Consider the following 21250-nt stretch of genomic DNA (forward strand, 5'->3'; position numbering starts at 1 on the left):
GTGTGGAACACATGTATCCGTTGATGTATCGTTGCGGCCAGCCGAACACCATCGAGAGCGACGCATGCGCCCCACCCTTTCGACAATCCTGATTTCGGGCACCTCGCATGTCGGTAAAAGCACCCTTGCCGCTCTGTTGAGCGCAAAGCTTGGTTGCGAGGCGATATCGACCGACGGTCTCGCACGCCATCCGGGACGGCCCTGGCCCGGCATACCGGCGCCTGTGGAGGAGTATTACAGGCAGCTGTCGGCAGACACGATCCATTGGTTTCTGAAGGTCCATCACCAGAACATCTGGCCGCTTATCCGCGCGCGGATCGACAGCCGATCCGGCACCGGCAAGCTCACCGTTTTCGAGGGCGCTGCTCTGCGGCCGGAACTCATAGCGCCGCTTTTGGAAGACACCACCGCCGGTGTCTTCTTGCATGCCGAGAATGATTTTCTTCTTGAGAGAATGCGCTCGGAGGCACGATACGAAGATGCGGCGGCCCACCAGCGCCGGATCATGGACGCCTTCATCGAGCGGTCGCTGCGTGAAAATACCGAAATGCTGGCATCGGCGCGGCAACACGGTATGCAACTTGTCGATGTTGCGAAACCCACAGCGCTCGAGAGGCTTGTCATTGAACTTGCCGAGCGCGCCGCAGCATCTCCTATATGATGCGAAAGGCGGGCGTCCGCGCTCCTCGCGCCGTCGAAAGTTTCAATTTCTGCCGCAACGATCCCGTTAATCTCCCTGAACACCATATGAACCGGGGTCTCAGGGTCCGTTCAGTCCGAGTGTGGCAAAACTCTGTCCATGAACTCCAATAAAGGGGAATGGACATGACAAAGTTGATCAGCCGGCTGGCAATCTTCGCGTTTCTCATGGCGATCTTCGCCATGTCCTTCGCCTCGCTCGTCGTTAATCCCAACCGCAGCTTTCAGCGGGTGAATGCCGGTGCGGCCATTGCCTGCCAGCATAGCCCGACGACCAGCGCCAATTGCCCCGTCGCGCTTTGAGGATCGACCAATGACCCGCAACTTTTCCAACGGCCTGTTTTCCGCACTGAGACTGGTGTTGATGGCCTCGATCTTTCTCGGCCCGGTGGCGGGACTTGCTGTCTACAAGGCCGATCCCCGCACCGCATCGAAAGGCGCCGGTTTCGTGCTTTTGATGAGCCTGCAACGCGGCGCGCTTGGCTGAGATTTCGCCGCCCCGTCGCTTTTTCCGTTTCTTTTCAGTTTCTTCGTATTTCTGTCGCTTGCCTGTCGAAATAGGCCTCTTATAATGGGCCATGACAATAGCAAAACGAACGATTCCGCCCTTTGCCTTCATCAGCCCCGAGCCTTTCGCGCCGCAGACATTCACGGACCCGAAAGAAGCAGTCGAGGCTTTGACCGCGCTTTACGAACGCAATACGGCGTTCCTCATCAATTCCTTCACTGAACTTGCCAAGGGCGCACCGATCACCGGTCGTTACCGCGCCTGCTATCCGCAGGTCAGCCTCGAGACCGCCACCTTCGGCCATGTCGATTCGCGCCTTTCCTATGGCCATGTCTCCGCCCCCGGCGTCTATACGACGACGATCACCCGGCCGGAGCTTTTCCGCCATTACCTGAAAGAGCAGCTGGGGCTTCTGATCAAGAACCACGGCGTTCCGGTGACGGTTGCTGAATCGGCCACGCCCATTCCCTTGCATTTCGCCTTTGGCGAAGGTGCTTATGTCGAGGCGGCGGCGGCATCCTCGCTTTCCGACGTGCCGCTGCGCGATCTTTTCGATACGCCCGACCTTAACAACACCGACGATCTCATCGCCAATGGCGAATATGATCAGGTGCCGGGCGAACCCGCGCCGCTGGCGCCCTTCACCGCGCAGCGCATCGATTATTCGCTCGCCCGCCTCAGTCACTATACGGCGACGAGCGCCAGCCATTTTCAGAATTTCGTGCTGTTCACCAACTACCAGTTCTATATCGACGAATTCGCCGCATGGGCGCGGCAGTTGATGAAGAATGGCGGCGAGGGTTACACATCCTTCGTGGAGCCGGGCAACATCATCACCCCCGCCGGCTCCGACAAGCCGGAAACGGACGCCGTTCTCGCCCGTCTGCCGCAGATGCCCGCCTATCACCTGAAGAAAAAGGGCCATGCCGGCATCACGCTCGTCAATATCGGCGTCGGCCCTTCCAACGCCAAGACGATCACCGACCACATCGCCGTGCTGCGCCCGCATGCCTGGTTGATGGTTGGCCATTGCGCCGGCCTGCGCAACAGCCAGCGGCTGGGCGATTATGTTCTGGCGCATGCCTATGTGCGCGAAGACCACGTTCTGGACGACGATCTGCCGGTCTGGGTGCCGATCCCGGCTCTGGCCGAAGTGCAGCTGGCGCTGGAAGGTGCGGTCGCGGAAGTCACCGGTTACGAGGGTTTCGAGCTGAAGCGCATCATGCGCACCGGCACAGTCGCCACCATCGACAACCGCAACTGGGAGCTTCGCGATCAGGCGGGTCCCGTCAAGCGCCTGTCGCAGTCACGCGCCATCGCGCTCGACATGGAATCGGCCACCATCGCCGCCAACGGCTTCCGCTTCCGCGTACCCTACGGCACCCTGCTCTGCGTTTCCGACAAACCGCTGCATGGCGAACTGAAACTGCCCGGCATGGCCACGGAGTTCTACCGCACGCAGGTCGCCCAGCATCTACAGATCGGCATCCGCGCCGTACAGAAGCTGGCCGCCATGCCGACGGAAACCCTGCATTCGCGCAAGCTCAGAAGCTTCTACGAGACGGCGTTCCAGTAAGATCGCGCATCTTCGCCCTCAAGGTTCTATGTTGTCTCAAACACCTTGAGGCGTTGAAATGCATGTCACTATCGACCTTGATGACGAGTTGATCGCGGAGGTCATGGAAATTACCGGGCTATCCAACGCCGAAGCGGCGGTTGAAAAAGCCTTGAGAGACTTTGTCCGGATACACCGGCAGCGACGCGCGCTTGAGGAACTGCGGGGCATTGGCTGGGAAGGCAATCTCGAGGAAATCCGCGATAGCTGGAGCACGGATAAAGCCTAGCAGTTGAAGATAGACGTAAGCCGTCATCTTCCGGTTCCCCCCCTTTGCTGCCCGGCTTATTTTCGGAACACGCTGCATTGCATTGAAGTTAATCGCAAAGAGTGCGCATTTTTTCAGCGTCATCCTTGGGCTTGTCCCAAGGATCTAAACACGTCAACAAAGTCGATCCGTTGCAGATCCTCGGGACAGGCCCGAGGATGACGGCAGAGTGTTTGGCGCGATTCATCATTCCATCTGACGATGCCACGCTTCGTTCGTTTCCGGCGCGTCGCGACACGTCTGAATGCCATGGACCTTGTCCAGAAATCTAACCGGACAGCGGTGGGCAGGCCCGAGCATGACATCGAGTGTGAAGTAAGCCTTTCAGCAGCTCGCGATGAAAGGTTGGCCCCACCTAAACCACCTTCACCGTACCCTCCACACGCACGGGAAAATTCACCGACCGTGCGATGAAACATTTCTCGTGAGCGTCGTGGTGCAATTCATCCGCCCTGGCAGGATCGCCTTTCGAAATGGTGATGACGGGTTTCAGCACCACTTCGCTGAAATGGCCCGCCCCGTCCTTTTCCATCGCCAGCGTGCCTTCGGCATTGTCGGTGTAGTCTTCGACGATGATGCCGTTGACCGAGCAGAAATGCAGGTACCAGAGCTTGTGGCAGGCCGAGAGCGAGGCAACCAGCAGGTCTTCCGGGTTCCAGCGGGAGGGATCGCCGCGGAAGGCGGGGTCGGATGAGCCGGCGATATCGGCTTTTCCTTCCGCCGAAACGACGTGATCGCGCTCATAGTCGCGGTAGCCGGAAGTCCCCTTGCCACGATTGCCCGTCCACTTCACCTGAACGGCGTAATGATGTTCCTGTCCTGCCATATCACTCCTCCCTTAGAGTATTTTGTCACATTTCCGGACGGAAAACCGGGTCCACTTTTCTAGAAATGCTCTTGCGTATCGCGCAGGTGGTCGAGCCCCTTGCGCAATGTCTCGATGATCTGGTCCACCTCTGAGCGGCTGATCGTCAGTGCCGGCGAGGCGAGCATACGGTCGCCCGTGGCGCGCATCACGAGGCCGTTTGCCAGGCAGTGGTTGCGCACGGCGGTGCCGATGTCATCAGGCTTGGCAAAACGCCGGCGGGTCGCCTTGTCCGCCGCCAGTTGCAGGCCCCCCATGAGACCGACGTTCACCGCCTCGCCCACCAGTTCGTGATCGGTCAGGCTGTTCCACCCTTCAGAAAAATAAGGGCCGATATCGTCGCGCACCCGCTCCACCAGCCCCTCATCCTCGATGATTCGGAGGTTTTCAAGGGCGGCAGCAGCGCAGACGGGGTGGCCGGAATAGGTGAAACCGTGGTTGAAATCACCGACTTCGGACAACATCACCTCCGCCACCCGATCGGAAACGATGACGCCGCCGATCGGCAGATAACCGGATGACAGGCCCTTGGCGACGGGCGCGAAATCCGGCTCTACGCCGAAATGTTGATAGCCGAACCATGAGCCGAGACGGCCGAAACCGCAGATCACCTCGTCGGACACGAGCAGGATATTACGCGCCTTGCAGATGCGGGCGATTTCCGGCCAGTAGGTCTCAGGTGGCACGATGACGCCGCCTGCCCCCTGAATGGGTTCCGCCACGAAAGCGGCGACATTCTCCTCGCCAAGTTCGTCGATCTTCGCGTCAAGTTCGCGGGCGACCTTGAGACCAAATTCAGCCGGTGAGAGATCGCCGCCCTCGGCGTACCAATAGGGCTGGCCGATATGGGCGATACCCTCGATCGGCAGATTGCCCTGCTCGTGCATCCATTTCATGCCGCCGAGCGAAGCGCCGGCCACGGTCGAGCCGTGATAGCCGTTGCGCCTTGCGATCACCTTGATCTTTGCGGGATGGCCGAGCGCCTTCCAGTAGACCCGCGCCATGCGGAACCAGGTGTCCGTGGCTTCCGAACCGGAATTGGTGAAGAACACATGGTTCATCTTCGGCCCGGCACGGGACGCGATCTTCTGCGCCAGAAGCGTCGCGGGCGGGGTCGTGGTGCCGAAAAAAGCGTTGTAATAGGGCAGCTCGTTCATCTGGCGCTGCACGACATCGGCGATCTCGCGACGTCCGTAACCGATATTCACGCACCACAAGCCGGCAAAGGCGTCGAGATATTTCTTGCCGGTGCTGTCATAGATGAAAACCCCTTCCGCCCGTTCGATGATGCGGGTGCCGGCGGCGTTCAGCTTGCCCATATCGGAAAAGGGGTGAAGGTGATGGGCGGCATCGATGGCGGCCAGATTGGATATCGCCGTGGGGACTTCATTCATGACAGATCGCACTCCCGCAAAAGCAACGGCGCTCACGCCGCCGCATCCAACCGAACATGGCCGGGCGGCTCCGATTTGGCAAGACTGGCGTTTTTCAGGGGGACAGCAGCGGCGCGCTACGCTAAGAACCCTCGCCCCACCAGCACCTTCAATTCGCCGGCATGGACTTTCAGCGCCACGTCGCGTTCCATCGGCAGCAATTCGCCATCAATGACACAACGCAGGTCGTGGCGCCTTTTCGGAAAATGCAGTTCCACATCCGTCACGGTCGTGGCCGTCACGGCGGCGTTTTCCTTTAGCCTGCCGCGTAGAATGTCGAAAACGAGCCTTGCGACGCCTGAAGGAGAAAGCGGATCGGTGAGGTAAAAACCGAGATGACCGCCTGACACATTATCCGCCACCAAAAGTGAATTTTGGCCGAATTCGTTGTTGGAGACGGAAATGGCCGAGACCTTGCGGTGCTGCATCGTGCCGTTGACGGTGTACTCCACCTCGAACACCGGCGGATTGAGAATGACGCTGATGGCGGCGCGGATGCTGGCCTTGATCTTGCCGAGGCGGGAGGCGAAGGCGAGATTGTTGCGGTAGCGCACCATGCGCGAATGCAGGCCCGCGGAAAACTGGTGGACGAAGAGGCGGCCGTTGGCGCTGGCGATATCGACATTGGCGATCTCACCATTCGCCAGCGTCTCCAGCACCAGGCGAATGTCGAGCGGCAGCTTCAGCGAGCGGGCGAACAGGTTCATGGTGCCTGCCGGCACGACGCCGAGTGCGATGCCGTGTTTCCAGGCGATGCTGGCCGCCACCGAAATGGTGCCGTCGCCGCCGCCGGCAATGATGCCTTCGATATCAGGCTCCTCGGCGGCATATTGCATTTCCTCGACGATTTCCTTGCCGGAAACGACGCGGCAATCGATCGCGTGGCCGGCGTTTGAAAAGACCTCGCGGACGTGGTCGCAATAGGCATCCATATCCGTGGTGCGAAAGGTGCCGCCGTCACGATTGAAAATTGCAATGAGCTTCATATACCAACCCGATCCCGTGATGCAGCCGCGCGTAAATGCCTGGCGCCCCATAGAGTTCCGAACACCATCGCGTGAAGATCGTCTTTTGCCGAGAATCGCTCTACCGCAATGCATCATTTCATGTTAGGGATCACTTAAGGTCATTTTCATGACCGCGCATCTCCAGTCAGGGCAGGCCGTTCCCATACGGTCTTGCCCTTTTTTCTGTGGGGTCCTCCCCCTTCTCAGGTAGCAATGAGCCAGTCGAATATGTCGGAAGCCCGCTCTGGGGCGGAGAGTGAAACCGTTTACACGGCAGCGCCGGCTGTGGTCCTGTCGCCGCTTGCCGTCGCTCTGATCGAACTGGCGCTTGCCGCCGGCGGCTTTGGCATCGGCACCGGCGAATTCGCCATCATGGGCCTGCTGCCGGATGTCGCCACGACCTATGGCGTGACGGTGCCGCAGGCGGGTTACGTCATCACGGCCTATGCGCTGGGTGTCGTCATCGGTGCGCCCATCATCGCTGTTCTGGCTGCGCGCATGACGCGGCGCACATTGCTTCTCGGCCTTATGGGACTTTTCGCACTCGGCAATATCTTGAGCGCGCTCGCACCTGATTTCCTGAGCTTTACCGTGCTGCGCTTCATCACCGGCCTGCCGCACGGCGCCTATTTCGGCGTTGCAGCGCTGGTGGCCGCCTCCATGGCGCCAATCCACAAACGCGCCCGCGCCGTCGGCCGCGTCATGCTCGGCCTCACCATCGCCACCCTGCTCGGCACCCCGCTCGCCACCTTCTTCGGCCAGATGCTTTCCTGGCGCGCGGCCTTCATGCTGGTCGGCGGCATCGGGCTGTTGACCGTCGCCCTCCTGTGGCTGTTCCAGCCGCGTGACAGGGTGGAAGAAGGTGCCAGCGTGTGGCGTGAACTCGGCGCTTTCCGCCGCGTGCAGGTGTGGCTGACGCTCGCCATCGCCTCGGTCGGTTTCGGCGGCATGTTTTCGGTTTTCAGCTATATCGCCAAAACCACCACCGATGTGGCGATGATGCCGGTTTCCACCGTCTCCATGGTGCTGGCGTTGTTCGGCATCGGAATGAATGTCGGCAATGTGGTCGGTTCGCGGCTCGCCGATATCTCGCTCAACGGCACGATCGGCGGCATGCTGGCCTTCAACGTGGTGGTCATGGTAGTCTTCGGCATGACAGCGCATGATCCGTTCATGCTGTGCCTCTGCGTCTTCCTGATCGGCTGCGGTTTTGCCGCCTGCCCCGCCGTGCAGACACGGCTGATGGATGTGGCTGCGGATGCGCAGACGCTTGCCGCCGCCTCCAACCATTCCGCCTTCAACATCGCCAACGCGCTCGGCGCATGGCTTGGCGGCATGGTCATCGCCATGGGCTATGGATATGCCTCCACCGGTTATGTGGGCGCGGTTCTTTCGCTTCTCGGGCTTGGCGTTTTCCTCGTTTCCGTCACCGTCGAGCGGCGCGCAAAAGCCGGCTGAATGCCGATTTTTCAGCGATCGGAAAAACCTTTCCGGCACCTGCGTGAAATCTTACGCAGATTTCACATTTGGCTCGCTTGACTCTTTTTCATTTCAGGCGCAACACGGCCTCACGCGCATGCCGTAACCCGGCACGGCGCGGATTTTAACGGAGCATCATTTGATGTCTAGCGACAGTAGTAGTCGATTGCCTTTGCCGAAAGCGGCGAACGGGAACTGATCCGACCCCTGTCGGCTCACCACCGCGTTCGCCGTAATCGGCGAATCGACGGAAAGGTGAGCAATCATGAACTTCCACACCCTCTCCCAGAGAGCCAGCAAAGCTGCACGTCTTCTCCGCAGCGGAAACTCCAGCTCCACGACCATTGCAGAACGCGTCGAGCACCTCAACACGCTCGATACCGACGCTGCCTTAACCGCGCTCCTTGCCATGCCGCAGGCAAAGGCCGTCGCCATTCTCGACCGGCCGGAACTGCATGACGCAGCCGCCATCATTGCCGGCATTCCTCTCGAACAGGCCGCCCGCTTCGTCAACCTGATGTCCGACGACCGTGTCGCCGACGTTCTGGCGGAAATGGCAGAAGAGCCCCGCGCAAAGCTGTTTTCCCGGCTGGACCGCACGACCGCGCTCTCCATCCAGCATCTGATGGGTTACCCGCCGCGCACCGCCGGCTCGATCATGACCACGGAATTCGTCAGCGTGCCTGATGAGTGGACGGTGGAACAGACCCTTTCGCACATCCGCATCGTCGAGCGGTCGCGTGAAACGGTCTATGCCATCTATGTGCTGGCGCAGGACGGAACGCTCTCGACCGTGGTGACGCTGCGTCGCCTGCTGACCGGCGAGGCCGGCGCCTCCATCCTCTCCGTCGCATCGAAGGAAGGCACCGTCTGTGCCAGCCCCTTGATGTCGCAGGAGGATGTCGCCCGGCTGATCCGCAAGCACGACCTTCTGGCGCTTCCCGTCGTTGACGACCACTCGCACATTCTCGGCATCGTCACCGTCGATGACGTGATCGACACCATGATCGCCGACACCACGGAAGACGCCCACAAGTTCGGCGGTATGGAAGCGCTCGGCAAGCCCTATATGGCAATGGGCTTTCCGGACATGGTCCGCAAGCGCGCCGGCTGGCTTGCCGCCCTGTTCCTCGGCGAAATGCTGACGGCCAGCGCCATGCAGCACTTCGAAGGCGAGCTGGAAAAGGCTGTCGTACTGACGCTGTTCATTCCGCTCATCATGTCATCCGGCGGCAACTCCGGTTCGCAGGCCACCTCGCTCATCATCCGGGCGCTGGCGCTCGGCGAACTCAAGCTTTCGGACTGGTGGCGGGTGCTGCTGCGGGAAATCCCGACGGGTCTCACGCTCGGCTGCATTCTGGGCGCCATCGGCTTCCTGCGTCTGACCATCTGGCAGCAGGCGGGCTTCTATGATTACGGCGAGCACTGGCTGCTGGTCGGCGCCACCGTGTTTTCCGCCCTTGTCGGCATCGTCACCTTCGGCTCGCTGGCCGGCTCCATGCTGCCTTTCCTGTTGCAGCGCCTGCGGCTCGATCCCGCCAGCGCATCCGCACCCTTCGTCGCCACGCTGGTGGATGTCAGCGGCCTCGTCATCTACTTCTCGGTGGCGCTGATGATCTTGAGCGGCACGCTGCTCTAAAAACACAAAGGCCCGCTCGAAAGAGCGGGCCTTTTCATTTGCGGAGTGTCCTTGCGGGCAAGCGCTGCTCAACCGCCGGCGTTGATGACGCCCGTGCCCAGCAGCCCCAGAAGAATGACGCCAATGACGACGCGGTACCAGACGAAGGGCATATAGCTCTTGGTGGATACCAGCTTGAGGAAGACGACGATCACGGCGTAACCGACCACGAAGGCGATCAGGGTCGCGAGTCCCGTCGGTCCCCAGCCGACCGGATTGTCCTCGCCGATGCTTTTGAACAGCTGGTAAAAACCCGAGCCGAAGACGGCGGGAACGGCGAGCAGGAATGAATAACGTGCGGCCGCCTCACGCGTGTAGCCTAAAAGCAGGCCGGCGCTGATGGTGCCGCCAGAGCGCGAGACGCCAGGGATGAGCGCCATGGCCTGCGCGAAACCGAACAGGATGCCGTCCCGCCAGATCAACTGGTTCAGCTTGTAGCGCTTTTCACCGATCCTGTCGGCGATGCCAAGGACGATGCCGAAGACGATCAGCATGACGGCGGTGATGTAGAGGTTACGCAGCGAATGCTCGATGGCGTCCTTGAAGAACAGGCCAAGCAACACGATCGGCACGGAGCCGACGATGATCAGCCAACCAAGCCGCGCATCCGCCTTGTCATAGGGGCCGAGGCGAAAGTTCTGCCGGAGCCAGGCGGTGGCGATCCGCATGATATCCGACCAGAAATAGACCAGCACCGCCGCTTCCGTACCGATTTGCGTGATAGCGGTAAAGGCGGCGCCCGGATCTGCGCCGGAGGGCAGAAACTCTCCGGCTATCCTCAGATGCGCGCTTGAAGAAATCGGAAGAAACTCCGTAAGTCCTTGCAAAAGGCCGAGAAATGCGGCCTCCAACCAACCGATGCTCATGTGATTTGATGTCCCTGCTGCGAATCGAGTTCGCAGCATTATGCATCAAACGGGGCAAATCCGTGTTGCGGCGCACCATGAAAAAAGACCGGGGGCGGGCATGGTTTTACCCGTGATTTTTCAGGCCGCTTTCTCCGCAGCCTCCGAAAGCTGGGTGTATTTCGTGCCGTTCTTGCACACGACATGGGCGTCGCCCCAGCTTTTCAGCGCCGCGATCACCGGCTTCATGGTCTCGCCGAGCGGCGTCAGCGCATAATCCACGCGCGGCGGCACCACCGGGAAGACGGTGCGCGAAATCAAGCCCGCCTCTTCCAGCTCCCGCAGCTGCTTGGTCAGCATGCGCTGGGTGACGCTTGGAATGTGGCGGCGCAGTTCGTTGAAGCGCAGCGTGCCTTCGTTGACGAGATGATAGAGGATCACGCCCTTCCACTTGCCGTCGAGAAAACTCAAGGCAGACTCCACCGGGCAGCCGGGAAAATTGCCGGTAAGCTTGGCGCGCGGTCGCGACATCACAGTATCCTTTTTGTATGTATCATCACAAAATGTGCATTCTTGCGATCGATGTTCATATGTATCAAGTAAGAGGCACGCAAACAAGCAAAGGAGACTGTTCATGCGCGCCATCGGTTACAAGACGAGCCAGCCAATCACCGCGACGGATGCCCTTGTCGACATCGACCTGCCGCAGCCGGAAGCCACAGGGCACGACATTCTGGTGGAGGTGAAGGCCGTTTCGGTCAATCCTGTCGATACCAAGGTGCGACGCAACCAGGCGCCGGAAAACGGCGCTGTCCGCGTGCTGGGCTTCGATGCGGCTGGTGTGGTCAAGGCCGTCGGCGACAGGGTCTCGCTGTTCAAGCCCGGCGACGAAGTGTTTTACGCTGGCGTCATCAACCGTCCCGGCTCCAATAGCGAGTTCCATCTGGTCGACGAGCGCATCGTCGGTGCAAAGCCGAAATCGCTGAATTTCGAGGAGGCCGCAGCACTACCGCTGACCGCGATCACCGCTTACGAGACGTTGTTCGACCGATTGCGGGTGAAGGAGCCGGTTCCGGGTGCCGCGAATGCGGTTCTGGTGATCGGTGGTGCTGGCGGCGTCGGTTCGATCGCCATCCAGCTTCTGCGCGCGCTGACGGACCTTACCGTCATCGCCACGGCTTCGCGGCCGGAAACGATGCAATGGGTGAAGGAACTGGGCGCGCATCATGTCGTCGATCACAGCAAGCCGATTGCCCCGCAGGTGGAGGCGCTTGGTCTCGGCGCACCGGCATTCGTGTTCTCGACCACCCATAGCGACATCCACGCCGCCGACAGCGTGGCGGCCATCGCGCCGCAGGGTCGTTTTGCGCTGATCGACGATCCGGTCGGCGGTTTCGACATCATGGCCTTCAAACGCAAATGCGTTTCGATCCATTGGGAAATGATGTTCGCCCGCGCCGTCTTCCAGACGCCCGATATGATCGAACAGCACAGGCTGCTCAACCACGTCGCCGAACTTGTCGACGCCGGCAAGATCAAGACGACGCTTACGGAGGTTTTCGGCACCATCAATGCCGCAAATCTGATCAAGGCGCATGCGCTGATCGAGAGCAACAAGGCCAGGGGCAAGGTCGTGCTTTCGGGCTTCTGATCGACGCTCGGGGCATCCGCATTTGCGTGGATGCCGCCATGCTGCGCTTTTTTACCTCAGCCATGCGCGAAAGATCGCGCGTGGCTTTCCCTTCCCATCAATCGTCGTCCGGGTCTTCCGGGCAAGGCCACGAGGCGGGCGTCGTCAGGCCGTTCGGCAATTTGGTCTTGGCGTCGCCGCAGGCGATATCGATCTGCCTTTGCTCCAGCCCGGTCGCCGCGGAAAGATCCACCCCTTCGATCCGGGTCAACAGCAGGAAGGCGCTGGTGAAATCCACTGGACCGCCGAGCTTTGCGCCACCGAAACGGGCGCGCGACAGGTTGGTCAGGGAGAACTTCGAGCCATTGAGCGTTGCACCCTCGAAATCGGCGCGCCCCAGTTCCGCCTTGGTGAAATCCGTGCCGTCAAGCTTGGTGTTCTCGAACTTCGCCCGCTGCATTTCCGCATTGTTGAATTTGGCGTTGGTGGCATCGGCGGCCGAAAAATCGCTGCGATAGGCTTCCACCTTGGTCAGATTGGCGCCCTGTAGGTTCGCCTCTCCCAGAGCCGAGCGGATGAGTTTCGCCTTTTCCAGATTGGCGCCCTTCAGCGACGAGCCGCGCAAGTCGGTATAGGTGAAATCCGTCCCGTAAAGCATCGCCGAATCGAGATTGCTGCCGCCCAGCATCAGGAGACGCTTGTTGCATTCGCGCCAGTCGATGCCGGCCATGGCATCGGCGCGGCAGCTGGCAGCCATGGCGGGGCCACCGCTGAGCGAAACTGCGATTGCCACACCTGCCGCCAAACCGGTAGCAAACCCTGTCTTCCACAGTATATTCAGCCTTTGAAAGCCGGACATTCTCTTACTCCCGCCGCCGGGCAACGGCGCAAACGCAACAGCTTTTGAGCCGAACCAGGGACCATATGTACATTCAAGGCGTTACCGCATCCCTGACCCACACTCCATGGGCCACGCGACGGTACAACACCCCAACATCCTATATGTAAGAAATCGAAGGGCAATCCACAAATACAGGGGGGAAGAGGCTTTCGATGCCTCCCGCACACGACGTCATCCTCGGGCCCGTCCCGAAGATCCAACCACGTATCGTAAAATCAATCGGTTGCAGATGCTCGGGACAGGCCCGAGCATGGCGAAGGTTGTCGGCGGGCGGCACCAAATTCACATATTGGCGTAAACCGGCCCCTCGCCACCCTGTGGCGGCACCCAGTTGATGTTCTGGTTGGGGTCCTTGATATCGCAGGTCTTGCAGTGCACGCAGTTCTGCGCGTTGATGACGAAAACGTCCTCGCCGTCCTTTTCCACCCACTCATAAACGCCTGCCGGACAATAACGCGTCGAAGGGCCGGCATAGACGTCGTGTTCGGAACGCTTCTGCAACTCCATATCCTTCACCTGAAGATGTACCGGCTGGTCCTCCTCATGGTTGGTGGAGGACAGGAACACCGACGACAACCGGTCGAAGGTCAGAACACCGTCCGGCCGCGGATAGGCGATCGGCTTGTGTTTGGAGGCCGGTTCGAGGCTCTGCGCATCGGTCTTGCCGTGTTTCAACGTGCCGAAGAACGAGAAGCCGAACAGTTGGTTGGTCCACATGTCGAGACCGCCAAGGCCGACTCCAACAAGCGTGCCGAACTTCGACCACAGCGGTTTGACGTTGCGTACCCGCTTCAGGTCGAGGCCGATGTCGCCATCGCGCCATTCCGCCTCGATCTCCGCCACCTCGTCATGGGCGCGGCCGGCGGCAATCGCGGCCGCGATCTTTTCCGCCGCCAACATGCCCGACAGCACCGCATTGTGGCTGCCCTTGATACGCGGAACGTTGACGAGCCCGGCGGAACAGCCGATCAGCGCCCCACCGGGGAAGGTCAGCTTCGGCACGGACTGGTAACCGCCCTCGGTGATGGCGCGTGCACCATAGGAGATACGCTTGCCGCCCTCGAAAGTGTCGCGGATGGCCGGATGCGTCTTGAAGCGCTGGAATTCCTCGAAAGGATAAAGATAGGGGTTCTTGTAATTGAGGTGAACCACGAAGCCGACGGCAACAAGATTGTCCTCCAGATGGTAGAGGAACGAGCCGCCACCGGTCTTGAAGCCGAGCGGCCAGCCGAAGGAGTGCTGCACCAGGCCCTGTTTGTGGTGTTCCGGCTTGACCTGCCACAGTTCCTTGATGCCGATGCCGAATTTCTGCGGCTCGCGATCTTTCGAGAGGTCGAATCTGGAGATCAGCTGCTTGGCGAGCGAACCGCGCACGCCTTCGCCGATCAGCACATATTTACCGTGCAGCTCCATGCCGCGGGTGAAGGCCGGACCCGGCTCGCCGTTCTTCTCGATGCCCATATCGCCGGTGGCGACGCCGATCACAGCACCTTCGTCATTATAGAGCACTTCGGTGGCGGCAAAGCCCGGATAGATCTCGACGCCGAGCGCTTCCGCCTTTTCCGCCAGCCAGCGACAGACCAGCCCCAGCGAGACGATGTAATTGCCGTGATTGTTCATCAAGGGCGGCATCATGAAGTTCGGCAGGCGGATGGAGCCGGCAGGGCCCAAGAACATGAACTGGTCGTCCGTGACCTCGGTCTTGAAGGGATGCGCCTCCTCCTCACGCCAGCCCGGCAGCAGCCGGTCGATGCCGATGGGATCGACCACGGCACCTGAGAGAATATGCGCGCCGACTTCGGCACCTTTTTCGAGTACGACGACCGAAAGCTCCGGCTCGACCTGCTTCAGACGGATCGCGGCGGCAAGACCCGCAGGACCAGCACCGACGATAACAACGTCGAATTCCATCGCTTCGCGTTCCGGCAGTTCCATCGCTTCCGTCATCTTATCCTCTCACATCGCCGGTCCCTTCCGGCTGTAGTTATATCCGCTTTCCGGCATTCGCGCCGCATTGTCCGCACCGGGCAAAAAGCCCGTCTGTAACAAGGCGTTCACATCGTCTGTCTTCGCAAAGCGAAACGCCTTTGTCGAGCTTCCATAGCGGCAAAACATGTCGCATGCCACTCAATTGTCGGACAACCTGATGAGTATTTTATTACTTTTACGTGCACGTAATACAAAGAATAAGAACTGGAAGTGTAGGCGTCAAGGGTAGTCAGCATTTGCGCCGCTCTTGCGTTTATCGCCGCAACTGAAACGCCCATTCGGCTAGCTTCATCAATGACGACGCTTCCGTTTTGCGCCAAAAGGCGACATCAAGGCCTTGTCTTGGTAAGCCGGATTTGGCTGCTCTTGGCCTCACGCTCGTTGCCCCAACCGAGATGCCTGTAAAAGCCTGCCGCACGGCTGTCCCTGTCCGTTTCAAGCCAAATCTCGGAATGGCGTTTGAATAGCTCGCTTTCCGCGACTAGCACGAGTTGGGTGCCCAAACCCTTTCCCTCGTGCGCAGGGAGAACGAACGCGGCAAAAAGAGAAGCGTCAGCCACATCGATCATTGAAAAACCAACGATTTCATCGCTCACTACAGCAACCCAAGCGCATGGCGAAGCAGAAATCATCTCAGAGACTGAATCGTCGCTAATGCCAAGCTCGGCAAGACGCTCTCGGGAGATGTGATTCTCCCGCACCGAGGTCCGAACATGAAATAGGGTTGCAACATCACCCGGTTCAGCAAGCCTAATCTCTACCGTCATTGCGTGCCCTGCATTTCTAAGAATGTCGCTGATATCACCTACATCCGAAACGAATATGACGGGTCATGGCATGTGCGCTCTGGGCCACAAGCCGACTTAGCTACAATCACTCTCCCCACCATCAAATCGCCCATTCCTCATCCGTCGTAAACACAATCGTCAGCCACCGATCCGTCCCCTCGCCGCCGAGCGCATCGCCGATTTCGTCGCGGATGGCGTCCCACTCTTCCAGACGGCGGGGTGGCCAGTTCTTTGGTACGATGAAGAACAGTTCGATCTGCCGGCCGCGCCCTACCCTTGCCACATAGGAATAATGCGAGGCGAAGCCGAATTTTTCGACGGTTTCCGCCGCCACACTATCCACATGCTGTTTGAACTCCAGCGGCGTCACCAGAAGTATGTCGCCGAGCGCCTGTTTCACATTGCCGAGCGGCATGGGGATGATGACGAGGCAGACCAGCGCCAGCACGGCGGGGTCGATATAGGGAGCGATCCATTGATGCGCCGTTCCCGTCAGCCCGTAACCGATGGCGAAGGCGAGGAACAGGGCCACGCTCAGGAGCGCGCTCATCAGCCAGCTTTTGGCGTCCAGCGCCACGAAGGCGGATTTCAGCCTGCGGTTTTGGCCTCTGACGAACCATGCCATGGCGAGCGAGACGGCGAAACTGACGAAGGTGACGATGACGGCGTAGTCGAGACCTGCCGCCGTCCATCAGGCTGTCGATGGCATTGATCAGGGCATAGATCGCAGCTCCCATCAGGAGCGTGCCGTTGAGGCCGAGCACCATCGGTTCCAGATGCCAGAAACCCATGGTGAAGCGTTCCGCCAGCCTGCCGCCGGGCTTGGGCGCCGCAGAGGCGGCGATCAGCCGCGCCACGAGCAGCGCCAGCACCGTCATGAAAGCGTCGGTCAGGGCATAAACGCCATCGAACACCACCGCGAAGGAGCCGGAGAACAAGCCCGCGCCGATGCCGACCACAGCCAGAAGAACCGTAACGGCGATGGAGACTTTAAGCAGGGATTGTTCCGTCATGACGCGTATTTTACCTTCAAAAGCGGACGCCACCTTCCTATAAACAGGGCAGACAAAGCGGGATAGCGAAAAATATGTGCGATTTTCGCCAGGAATCCCGCTCTCATTCTTCGATCTAGTGCAAACAGGACAGGACAAAACCCATGGATCTCGGTATTTCCGGCAAACGCGCCCTCGTTCTCGCCTCTTCACGCGGCCTTGGGCTGGGCATTGCAACGGCGCTGGCGAAAGAAGGGGCGCATGTCCTTCTCGTTGGCAGAAGCGGCGAGAAGCTGGATGCGAACTGCAAGGCGATCAACGCACTCGGCAAAGGCAAGGCCGACTGGGTGTGGGGTGATCTGGCAGAGGATAATTTCGTCGAGGCCATGGTTCAGGCCGTAAAGGACAAGCTCGGCGGCATCGATATTCTCGTCAACAATACCGGCGGCCCGACACCGGGTCTTGCGCAGGAGATGACGGTGGAGAAGCTGGAGGGTTTCTTCCAGTCGATGGTGCTGCGGGTCATCACGCTTACCAACGCGCTGCTGCCGCAGATGAAGGAACAGGGCTTTGGCCGCATCCTGACCGTCGCCTCCTCCGGCGTGTTCGAACCGATCCCCAATCTGGCGCTGTCCAACACGCTGCGCGGGGCGCTTGTCGGCTGGAGCAAGACGCTGTCCTCCGAAGTCGCCGGTTTCGGCATCACCTCCAACCTTCTCCTGCCCGGCCGCATCCACACCGACCGCATCGACGAGCTGGATGGAGCCAACGCCAAGCGTCTGGGTAAAAGCGTCGAGGAAATCCGCGAGGCTTCCGTCAAGAGCATTCCGGCTGGCCGTCTCGGCACGGTTGAAGAATTCGCCGCCGCCGGCGCTTTCCTCTGCTCGGTGCCGGCAAGCTACATCACCGGCACGATGCTCAGGGTAGATGGCGGCGCGGCAAAATCGAACTGACGCCGAAAAGACATCAAGAGACCGCTCCGTAGATCACGAAGCGGTTTCGGCCGGTATTCTTGGCTTCATAAAGCGCCGTGTCGGCACGGCGCAGCACCTCGCTGGCGCTTTCACCGGGGTTTGCGAAGGCGATGCCGGCCGAGCAGCTGTAGCGGAAATCGGGCACATCCTTCAGCGGCGAGGCCTCGGTCAGCGACGACAGCAGGCTTTGCACGACGCTTTCAGCGCTCAGCATTCGCGAACCACTGAGCACCAGCAGGAACTCCTCGCCGCCGATCCGCCCGGCCAGATCGTCGCGGCCGATGGCGGCAGAAAACCGGGCGGCGAAATCCTTAAGCACGAGATCGCCGCACGCATGCCCGAAACGGTCGTTCACCAACTTGAAGTGATCGATATCCATGATGATCACCGCAAGGGCCTGGGCCTTGTTGGGTCCAAGCATCTGGTTGAGAATATCCATGGCGTAACGGCGGTTGCCGAGGCCGGTCAGCTCGTCGCTCAGCGCCGATTTCAACGCCCTGTCGCGCTCCTGCCGCAGATCGCGCAATTCGACGCCAAGCTCGGAAATATCGGTCATGACACACAACATCCAGCCGCCCGGCAGTGTCGTTTCCGTCGTCAATATCCAGCGTCCGTCATTGAGGCTGGTTTCGATGGTGCGGAAAGGCAACTTGCCGCGCCTCGTTTTGGCGGAGCGCAGCCATAGTTCGAAATCGGAAGTTTCGATGGCGGTGCCGGTGGAGCTGCGGTAGCCGCTGCGCATCAGTTCCACCCAGCTTGAAAAGTCATCCGGCCCCATGCCGAGCGCGTTGCGGAACGCCGTATTGGCGAAACGCAGCTCGTCGTCACCGTCGAAAAGGGCATAACCCTGCTGCGACGCTTCCATGAGATCCATCAGGTGGCGATTGAAGCTATCCGCGTCGCCGCGCACAAGGACCATTGGTTCGGGCGGAGCATCTTCGAGGGCAGAACGGGCCGGCTTGTGGGACATCGAGGCTTCCGTTTACAAACGCAAAACGATAAAACGAAATCTATTCTTTAGCGCTATATTTCAACTTTATACTCAGCGTGTACGAAAAAATATTTAATGCGGACGGCGAGACTGCATCCCCTTGCGAATATTACTTCATGCAAATGTCACGATAAACCTCAAGACGGCGCTTGCCATTCCATCGGGCTTGTGCAATCAACCGCCCTCCTCTGACATCGGGACGCCAAGGGCGTCCTTTATTTCACGCCGGGCCGCTTTTCAGGCCGGGCGAGCATTTCTATCGGCGACAAGGATATGGCGATGACGCAAAAGCGGGCACTGGGCCTCGATTTCGGCACGACCAACACGGTCATGGCTCTTTCCGACGGCAGCGGCGACAGCCGTTCCATGCGCTTCACCAGCAGCGCGGGCACGGATGACAGCATGCGCACGGCGCTCTCCTTCATGAAGGATTCCGGCCTCGGTGCTGCCGCCCTGCATGTGGAAGCGGGCCACGCCGCCATCCGGCAATTCATCGACAATGCGGGCGATTGCCGCTTTCTGCAATCGATCAAGACCTTTGCGGCCTCGTCGCTGTTTCAGGGCACGCTGATTTTCGCCAAGCGCCAGAGCTTCGAAGATCTGATGGACGTGTTCCTGCGCAAGCTGAAGACCTATGCGGGCGCGGAATGGCCGAGCGACGTCTCGACCGTCATCGCCGGCCGGCCGGTGCGTTTCGCCGGCAGCAATCCGAACGAAACCCTGGCGCTCGCCCGTTACAACGAGGCGCTGACCCGGGCCGGTTTTCCGGACATCCACTATGTCTACGAGCCGGTGGCGGCCGCCTATTATTTCGCCCAGAGCCTGAAAAAGGACGCCAACGTGCTGGTGGCGGATTTCGGCGGCGGCACCACCGATTATTCGCTGATCCGCTTCGAGACCCATGCCGGCAAGCTTTCCGCCACCCCCATCGGCCATTCCGGCGTCGGCGTGGCGGGCGATCATTTCGACTTCCGCATGATCGACAATCTGGTCTCGCCGGAAATCGGCAAGGGCAGCAAGTTCAAAAGCTTCGACAAGGTGCTGGACGTGCCTTCCGGTTATTACGTGAATTTCGGCCGCTGGAACCAGCTGTCGATCTTCAAGACCTCCAAGGAATTCACCGACCTGAAATCGCTGGTGCGCTCGGCGATCGAGCCGGACAAACTCGAACTCTTCATCGATCTGGTGGAACATGACGAGGGTTATCCGCTCTATCAGTCGATTTCCGCCACCAAGATGGCGCTGTCTTCGGCTGAGGAGGCGGAATTCAACTTCGCGCCGCTCGGCAAGGCCGGCCGCAAGATGGTCAAGCGCAGCGATTTCAACAGCTGGATCGCCGATGACCTTGCCAAGATCGAAGGCGCGCTGGACGAGGTTCTGGAGAAGACGCAGGTCGCACCTGATGCAATCGACAAGGTGTTCCTCACCGGCGGCACCTCTTTCGTGCCGGCTGTGCGGGAGCTTTTCACCCGCCGTTTCGACGCGGACCGCATCGAAACCGGCGGCGAGCTGCTCTCGATTGCCCATGGTCTCGCCATGATCGGCGAAAGCGGCGACATTCAGCGCTGGACAGCGTGATTTACGGGTTCCCCGAGCGGGGAACATGGGATAATTTCCGCCCATGATCGCCGCTCACGACCTTTCCCCGGCCGAACTCGCCGCGCTTCTGCATTTTCATGCGGATGCGGGTGTGGACTGGTTGCTGGAAGAGCAACCGGTCGACCGTTTCGCCGAATTTGCCGCCGCCCGCCCGGCCCGGCCCGCAGCGCGACAGGAAAGTTCTGCGCCCGCGCGCCAGACGGAGGGCGGCGCGCCCGAGCGCCGTTCCGATGCTCCCCAGCGGCAGACGGCAAGCCGCACTGCGCCGACGAGAGGCGCGCCGCCTGCCCCCGCAATTCAGCAAAATGTCGCCATGCCGGACGAACAGGCCGTGGCGGCTGCGCGTTTTGCGGCAGAGAGCGCGAGGTCACTTTCCGAACTGAAGACCGCGCTTGAGGGTTTCAGCGGCTGCAACCTCAAGAACAGCGCCCGCAACACGGTATTCACCGAAGGCGATCCCGCCTCCGCCGTCATGGTCATCGGCCCCATGCCGGATGCGGATGACGACCGCGAGGGCATGCCCTTTGCCGGCAAATCCGGGCTGCTGCTCGACCGTATGCTGGCGGCGATCGGCCTTGAACGCTCAGGCATCATGCTCGGCAATGTCGTGCCCTGGCGGCCGCCGGGCAATCGCCCGCCGACTCAGGCCGAAATGGATATTTGCCGGCCCTTCATTGAGCGGCAGATTGCCCTTGCGGAGCCGAAACACCTGTTGCTTCTTGGCAACTTGACCGCACGTTTCTTCTTCGGCGGCACCGGAACGATCCATACGCTGCGTGGACAGTGGCGTGATGTCGCAGCCGGACACCTGGTTTTACCGGCGCTGGCCAGCCTGCATCCGCAGGAACTTCTGAACGCACCTGCCAGCAAGTCATTGGCATGGCAGGATTTATTAGCCTTTCGGGCAAAAATGTCCGAAGGCTGATTGCCTCATTCTTATTCAGTGTAAATGAATTATGAAAAAAGCCATGCGCAATTTGCATAACAGC

20 protein-coding genes and 1 pseudogene are annotated in these 21250 nt (G+C 60.1%); 11 read left to right on the plus strand and 10 right to left on the minus strand.

Annotated features, from left to right (window positions below):
• The first annotated feature begins 64 nt into the window (after positions 1 to 64).
• The 5 genes from RS75_RS02585 to RS75_RS02600 all read left to right on the plus strand — a co-directional run bounded on the left by RS75_RS02585 (position 65) and on the right by RS75_RS02600 (position 3051).
• A complete protein-coding gene (locus RS75_RS02585) occupies positions 65 to 661 on the plus strand; it encodes a P-loop NTPase family protein (RefSeq protein WP_045017055.1) in 597 nt (198 codons plus the stop codon).
• A 158-nt stretch (positions 662 to 819) separates the two neighbouring features.
• On the plus strand, positions 820 to 1002 hold the full coding sequence (locus RS75_RS26730; RefSeq protein WP_045017057.1) for a hypothetical protein: 183 nt from the start codon (positions 820 to 822) through the stop codon (positions 1000 to 1002).
• Positions 1003 to 1012: 10 nt separating this feature from the next.
• The gene (locus tag RS75_RS26830; protein ID WP_167341579.1) at positions 1013 to 1186 is read left to right on the plus strand and encodes a hypothetical protein; all 174 of its coding nucleotides are present in this window, start codon (positions 1013 to 1015) and stop codon (positions 1184 to 1186) included.
• Positions 1187 to 1277: 91 nt separating this feature from the next.
• The gene (amn, locus tag RS75_RS02595) at positions 1278 to 2783 is read left to right on the plus strand and encodes an AMP nucleosidase (protein ID WP_045017059.1); all 1506 of its coding nucleotides are present in this window, start codon (positions 1278 to 1280) and stop codon (positions 2781 to 2783) included.
• Between the two features lie 103 nt (positions 2784 to 2886).
• Positions 2887 to 3051, plus strand: coding sequence for a type II toxin-antitoxin system VapB family antitoxin (locus tag RS75_RS02600; RefSeq protein ID WP_407691499.1), 165 nt, complete (start codon positions 2887 to 2889; stop codon positions 3049 to 3051).
• A gap of 394 nt (positions 3052 to 3445) precedes the next feature.
• On the opposite strand, the gene RS75_RS02605 is transcribed toward RS75_RS02600, so the two are convergent.
• The 3 genes from RS75_RS02605 to RS75_RS02615 all read right to left on the minus strand — a co-directional run bounded on the left by RS75_RS02605 (position 3446) and on the right by RS75_RS02615 (position 6374).
• A complete protein-coding gene (locus RS75_RS02605) occupies positions 3446 to 3916 on the minus strand; it encodes an OsmC family protein (RefSeq protein ID WP_045017068.1) in 471 nt (156 codons plus the stop codon).
• 59 nt (positions 3917 to 3975) lie between these two features.
• Complete coding sequence (locus RS75_RS02610; RefSeq protein WP_045017069.1) at positions 3976 to 5349, minus strand: aspartate aminotransferase family protein; 1374 nt, start codon at positions 5347 to 5349, stop codon at positions 3976 to 3978.
• 116 nt (positions 5350 to 5465) lie between these two features.
• Positions 5466 to 6374, minus strand: coding sequence for a diacylglycerol/lipid kinase family protein (locus RS75_RS02615; RefSeq protein WP_045017320.1), 909 nt, complete (start codon positions 6372 to 6374; stop codon positions 5466 to 5468).
• A gap of 234 nt (positions 6375 to 6608) precedes the next feature.
• Here RS75_RS02615 and RS75_RS02620 point away from each other — a divergent pair, with 234 nt between their 5' ends.
• Both RS75_RS02620 and mgtE read left to right on the plus strand, forming a co-directional pair.
• The gene (locus tag RS75_RS02620; RefSeq protein ID WP_045017070.1) at positions 6609 to 7853 is read left to right on the plus strand and encodes an MFS transporter; all 1245 of its coding nucleotides are present in this window, start codon (positions 6609 to 6611) and stop codon (positions 7851 to 7853) included.
• A 286-nt stretch (positions 7854 to 8139) separates the two neighbouring features.
• Positions 8140 to 9513 (plus strand): magnesium transporter, encoded by a 1374-nt coding sequence (gene mgtE / locus RS75_RS02625; RefSeq protein WP_045017072.1) that lies wholly within the window; start codon positions 8140 to 8142, stop codon positions 9511 to 9513.
• Positions 9514 to 9581: 68 nt separating this feature from the next.
• On the opposite strand, the gene RS75_RS02630 is transcribed toward mgtE, so the two are convergent.
• Together RS75_RS02630 and RS75_RS02635 are read right to left on the minus strand one after the other, a co-directional pair.
• Complete coding sequence (locus RS75_RS02630; protein WP_045017073.1) at positions 9582 to 10418, minus strand: undecaprenyl-diphosphate phosphatase; 837 nt, start codon at positions 10416 to 10418, stop codon at positions 9582 to 9584.
• A 120-nt stretch (positions 10419 to 10538) separates the two neighbouring features.
• Positions 10539 to 10928, minus strand: a complete 390-nt coding sequence (locus tag RS75_RS02635; RefSeq protein ID WP_045017074.1) for a winged helix-turn-helix transcriptional regulator — start codon at positions 10926 to 10928, stop codon at positions 10539 to 10541.
• 103 nt (positions 10929 to 11031) lie between these two features.
• Here RS75_RS02635 and RS75_RS02640 point away from each other — a divergent pair, with 103 nt between their 5' ends.
• A complete protein-coding gene (locus RS75_RS02640) occupies positions 11032 to 12048 on the plus strand; it encodes a zinc-binding alcohol dehydrogenase family protein (protein WP_045017075.1) in 1017 nt (338 codons plus the stop codon).
• A 97-nt stretch (positions 12049 to 12145) separates the two neighbouring features.
• Here RS75_RS02640 and RS75_RS02645 read toward each other — a convergent pair whose 3' ends face one another.
• The 4 genes and pseudogenes from RS75_RS02645 to RS75_RS02660 all read right to left on the minus strand — a co-directional run bounded on the left by RS75_RS02645 (position 12146) and on the right by RS75_RS02660 (position 16718).
• The gene (locus tag RS75_RS02645; RefSeq protein ID WP_045017076.1) at positions 12146 to 12886 is read right to left on the minus strand and encodes a pentapeptide repeat-containing protein; all 741 of its coding nucleotides are present in this window, start codon (positions 12884 to 12886) and stop codon (positions 12146 to 12148) included.
• A gap of 324 nt (positions 12887 to 13210) precedes the next feature.
• Positions 13211 to 14875 (minus strand): electron transfer flavoprotein-ubiquinone oxidoreductase, encoded by a 1665-nt coding sequence (locus RS75_RS02650; protein ID WP_045017078.1) that lies wholly within the window; start codon positions 14873 to 14875, stop codon positions 13211 to 13213.
• A 371-nt stretch (positions 14876 to 15246) separates the two neighbouring features.
• Entirely contained in the window at positions 15247 to 15684 is a 438-nt protein-coding gene (locus tag RS75_RS02655; protein ID WP_045017079.1) for a GNAT family N-acetyltransferase, read from the minus strand.
• Between the two features lie 121 nt (positions 15685 to 15805).
• A pseudogene (locus RS75_RS02660) lies at positions 15806 to 16718 on the minus strand (cation diffusion facilitator family transporter).
• Positions 16719 to 16861: 143 nt separating this feature from the next.
• Here RS75_RS02660 and RS75_RS02665 point away from each other — a divergent pair.
• Positions 16862 to 17650, plus strand: coding sequence for an SDR family oxidoreductase (locus RS75_RS02665; protein WP_045017080.1), 789 nt, complete (start codon positions 16862 to 16864; stop codon positions 17648 to 17650).
• A 13-nt stretch (positions 17651 to 17663) separates the two neighbouring features.
• Here the strand turns inward: RS75_RS02665 and RS75_RS02670 are convergent, their stop codons facing one another.
• Complete coding sequence (locus RS75_RS02670; RefSeq protein ID WP_045017081.1) at positions 17664 to 18641, minus strand: sensor domain-containing diguanylate cyclase; 978 nt, start codon at positions 18639 to 18641, stop codon at positions 17664 to 17666.
• A 300-nt stretch (positions 18642 to 18941) separates the two neighbouring features.
• Here RS75_RS02670 and RS75_RS02675 point away from each other — a divergent pair, with 300 nt between their 5' ends.
• Both RS75_RS02675 and RS75_RS02680 read left to right on the plus strand, forming a co-directional pair.
• Positions 18942 to 20240: an Hsp70 family protein gene (locus RS75_RS02675; protein WP_045017323.1), complete on the plus strand. Its 1299-nt coding sequence runs from the start codon at positions 18942 to 18944 to the stop codon at positions 20238 to 20240.
• A gap of 43 nt (positions 20241 to 20283) precedes the next feature.
• Positions 20284 to 21186 (plus strand): uracil-DNA glycosylase, encoded by a 903-nt coding sequence (locus RS75_RS02680; protein ID WP_045017082.1) that lies wholly within the window; start codon positions 20284 to 20286, stop codon positions 21184 to 21186.
• Positions 21187 to 21250 lie beyond the last annotated feature (64 nt).

Origin of the sequence: Rhizobium nepotum 39/7 (assembly GCF_000949865.1) — a bacterium.
Classification (GTDB): Bacteria; Pseudomonadota; Alphaproteobacteria; order Rhizobiales; family Rhizobiaceae; genus Agrobacterium; species Agrobacterium nepotum.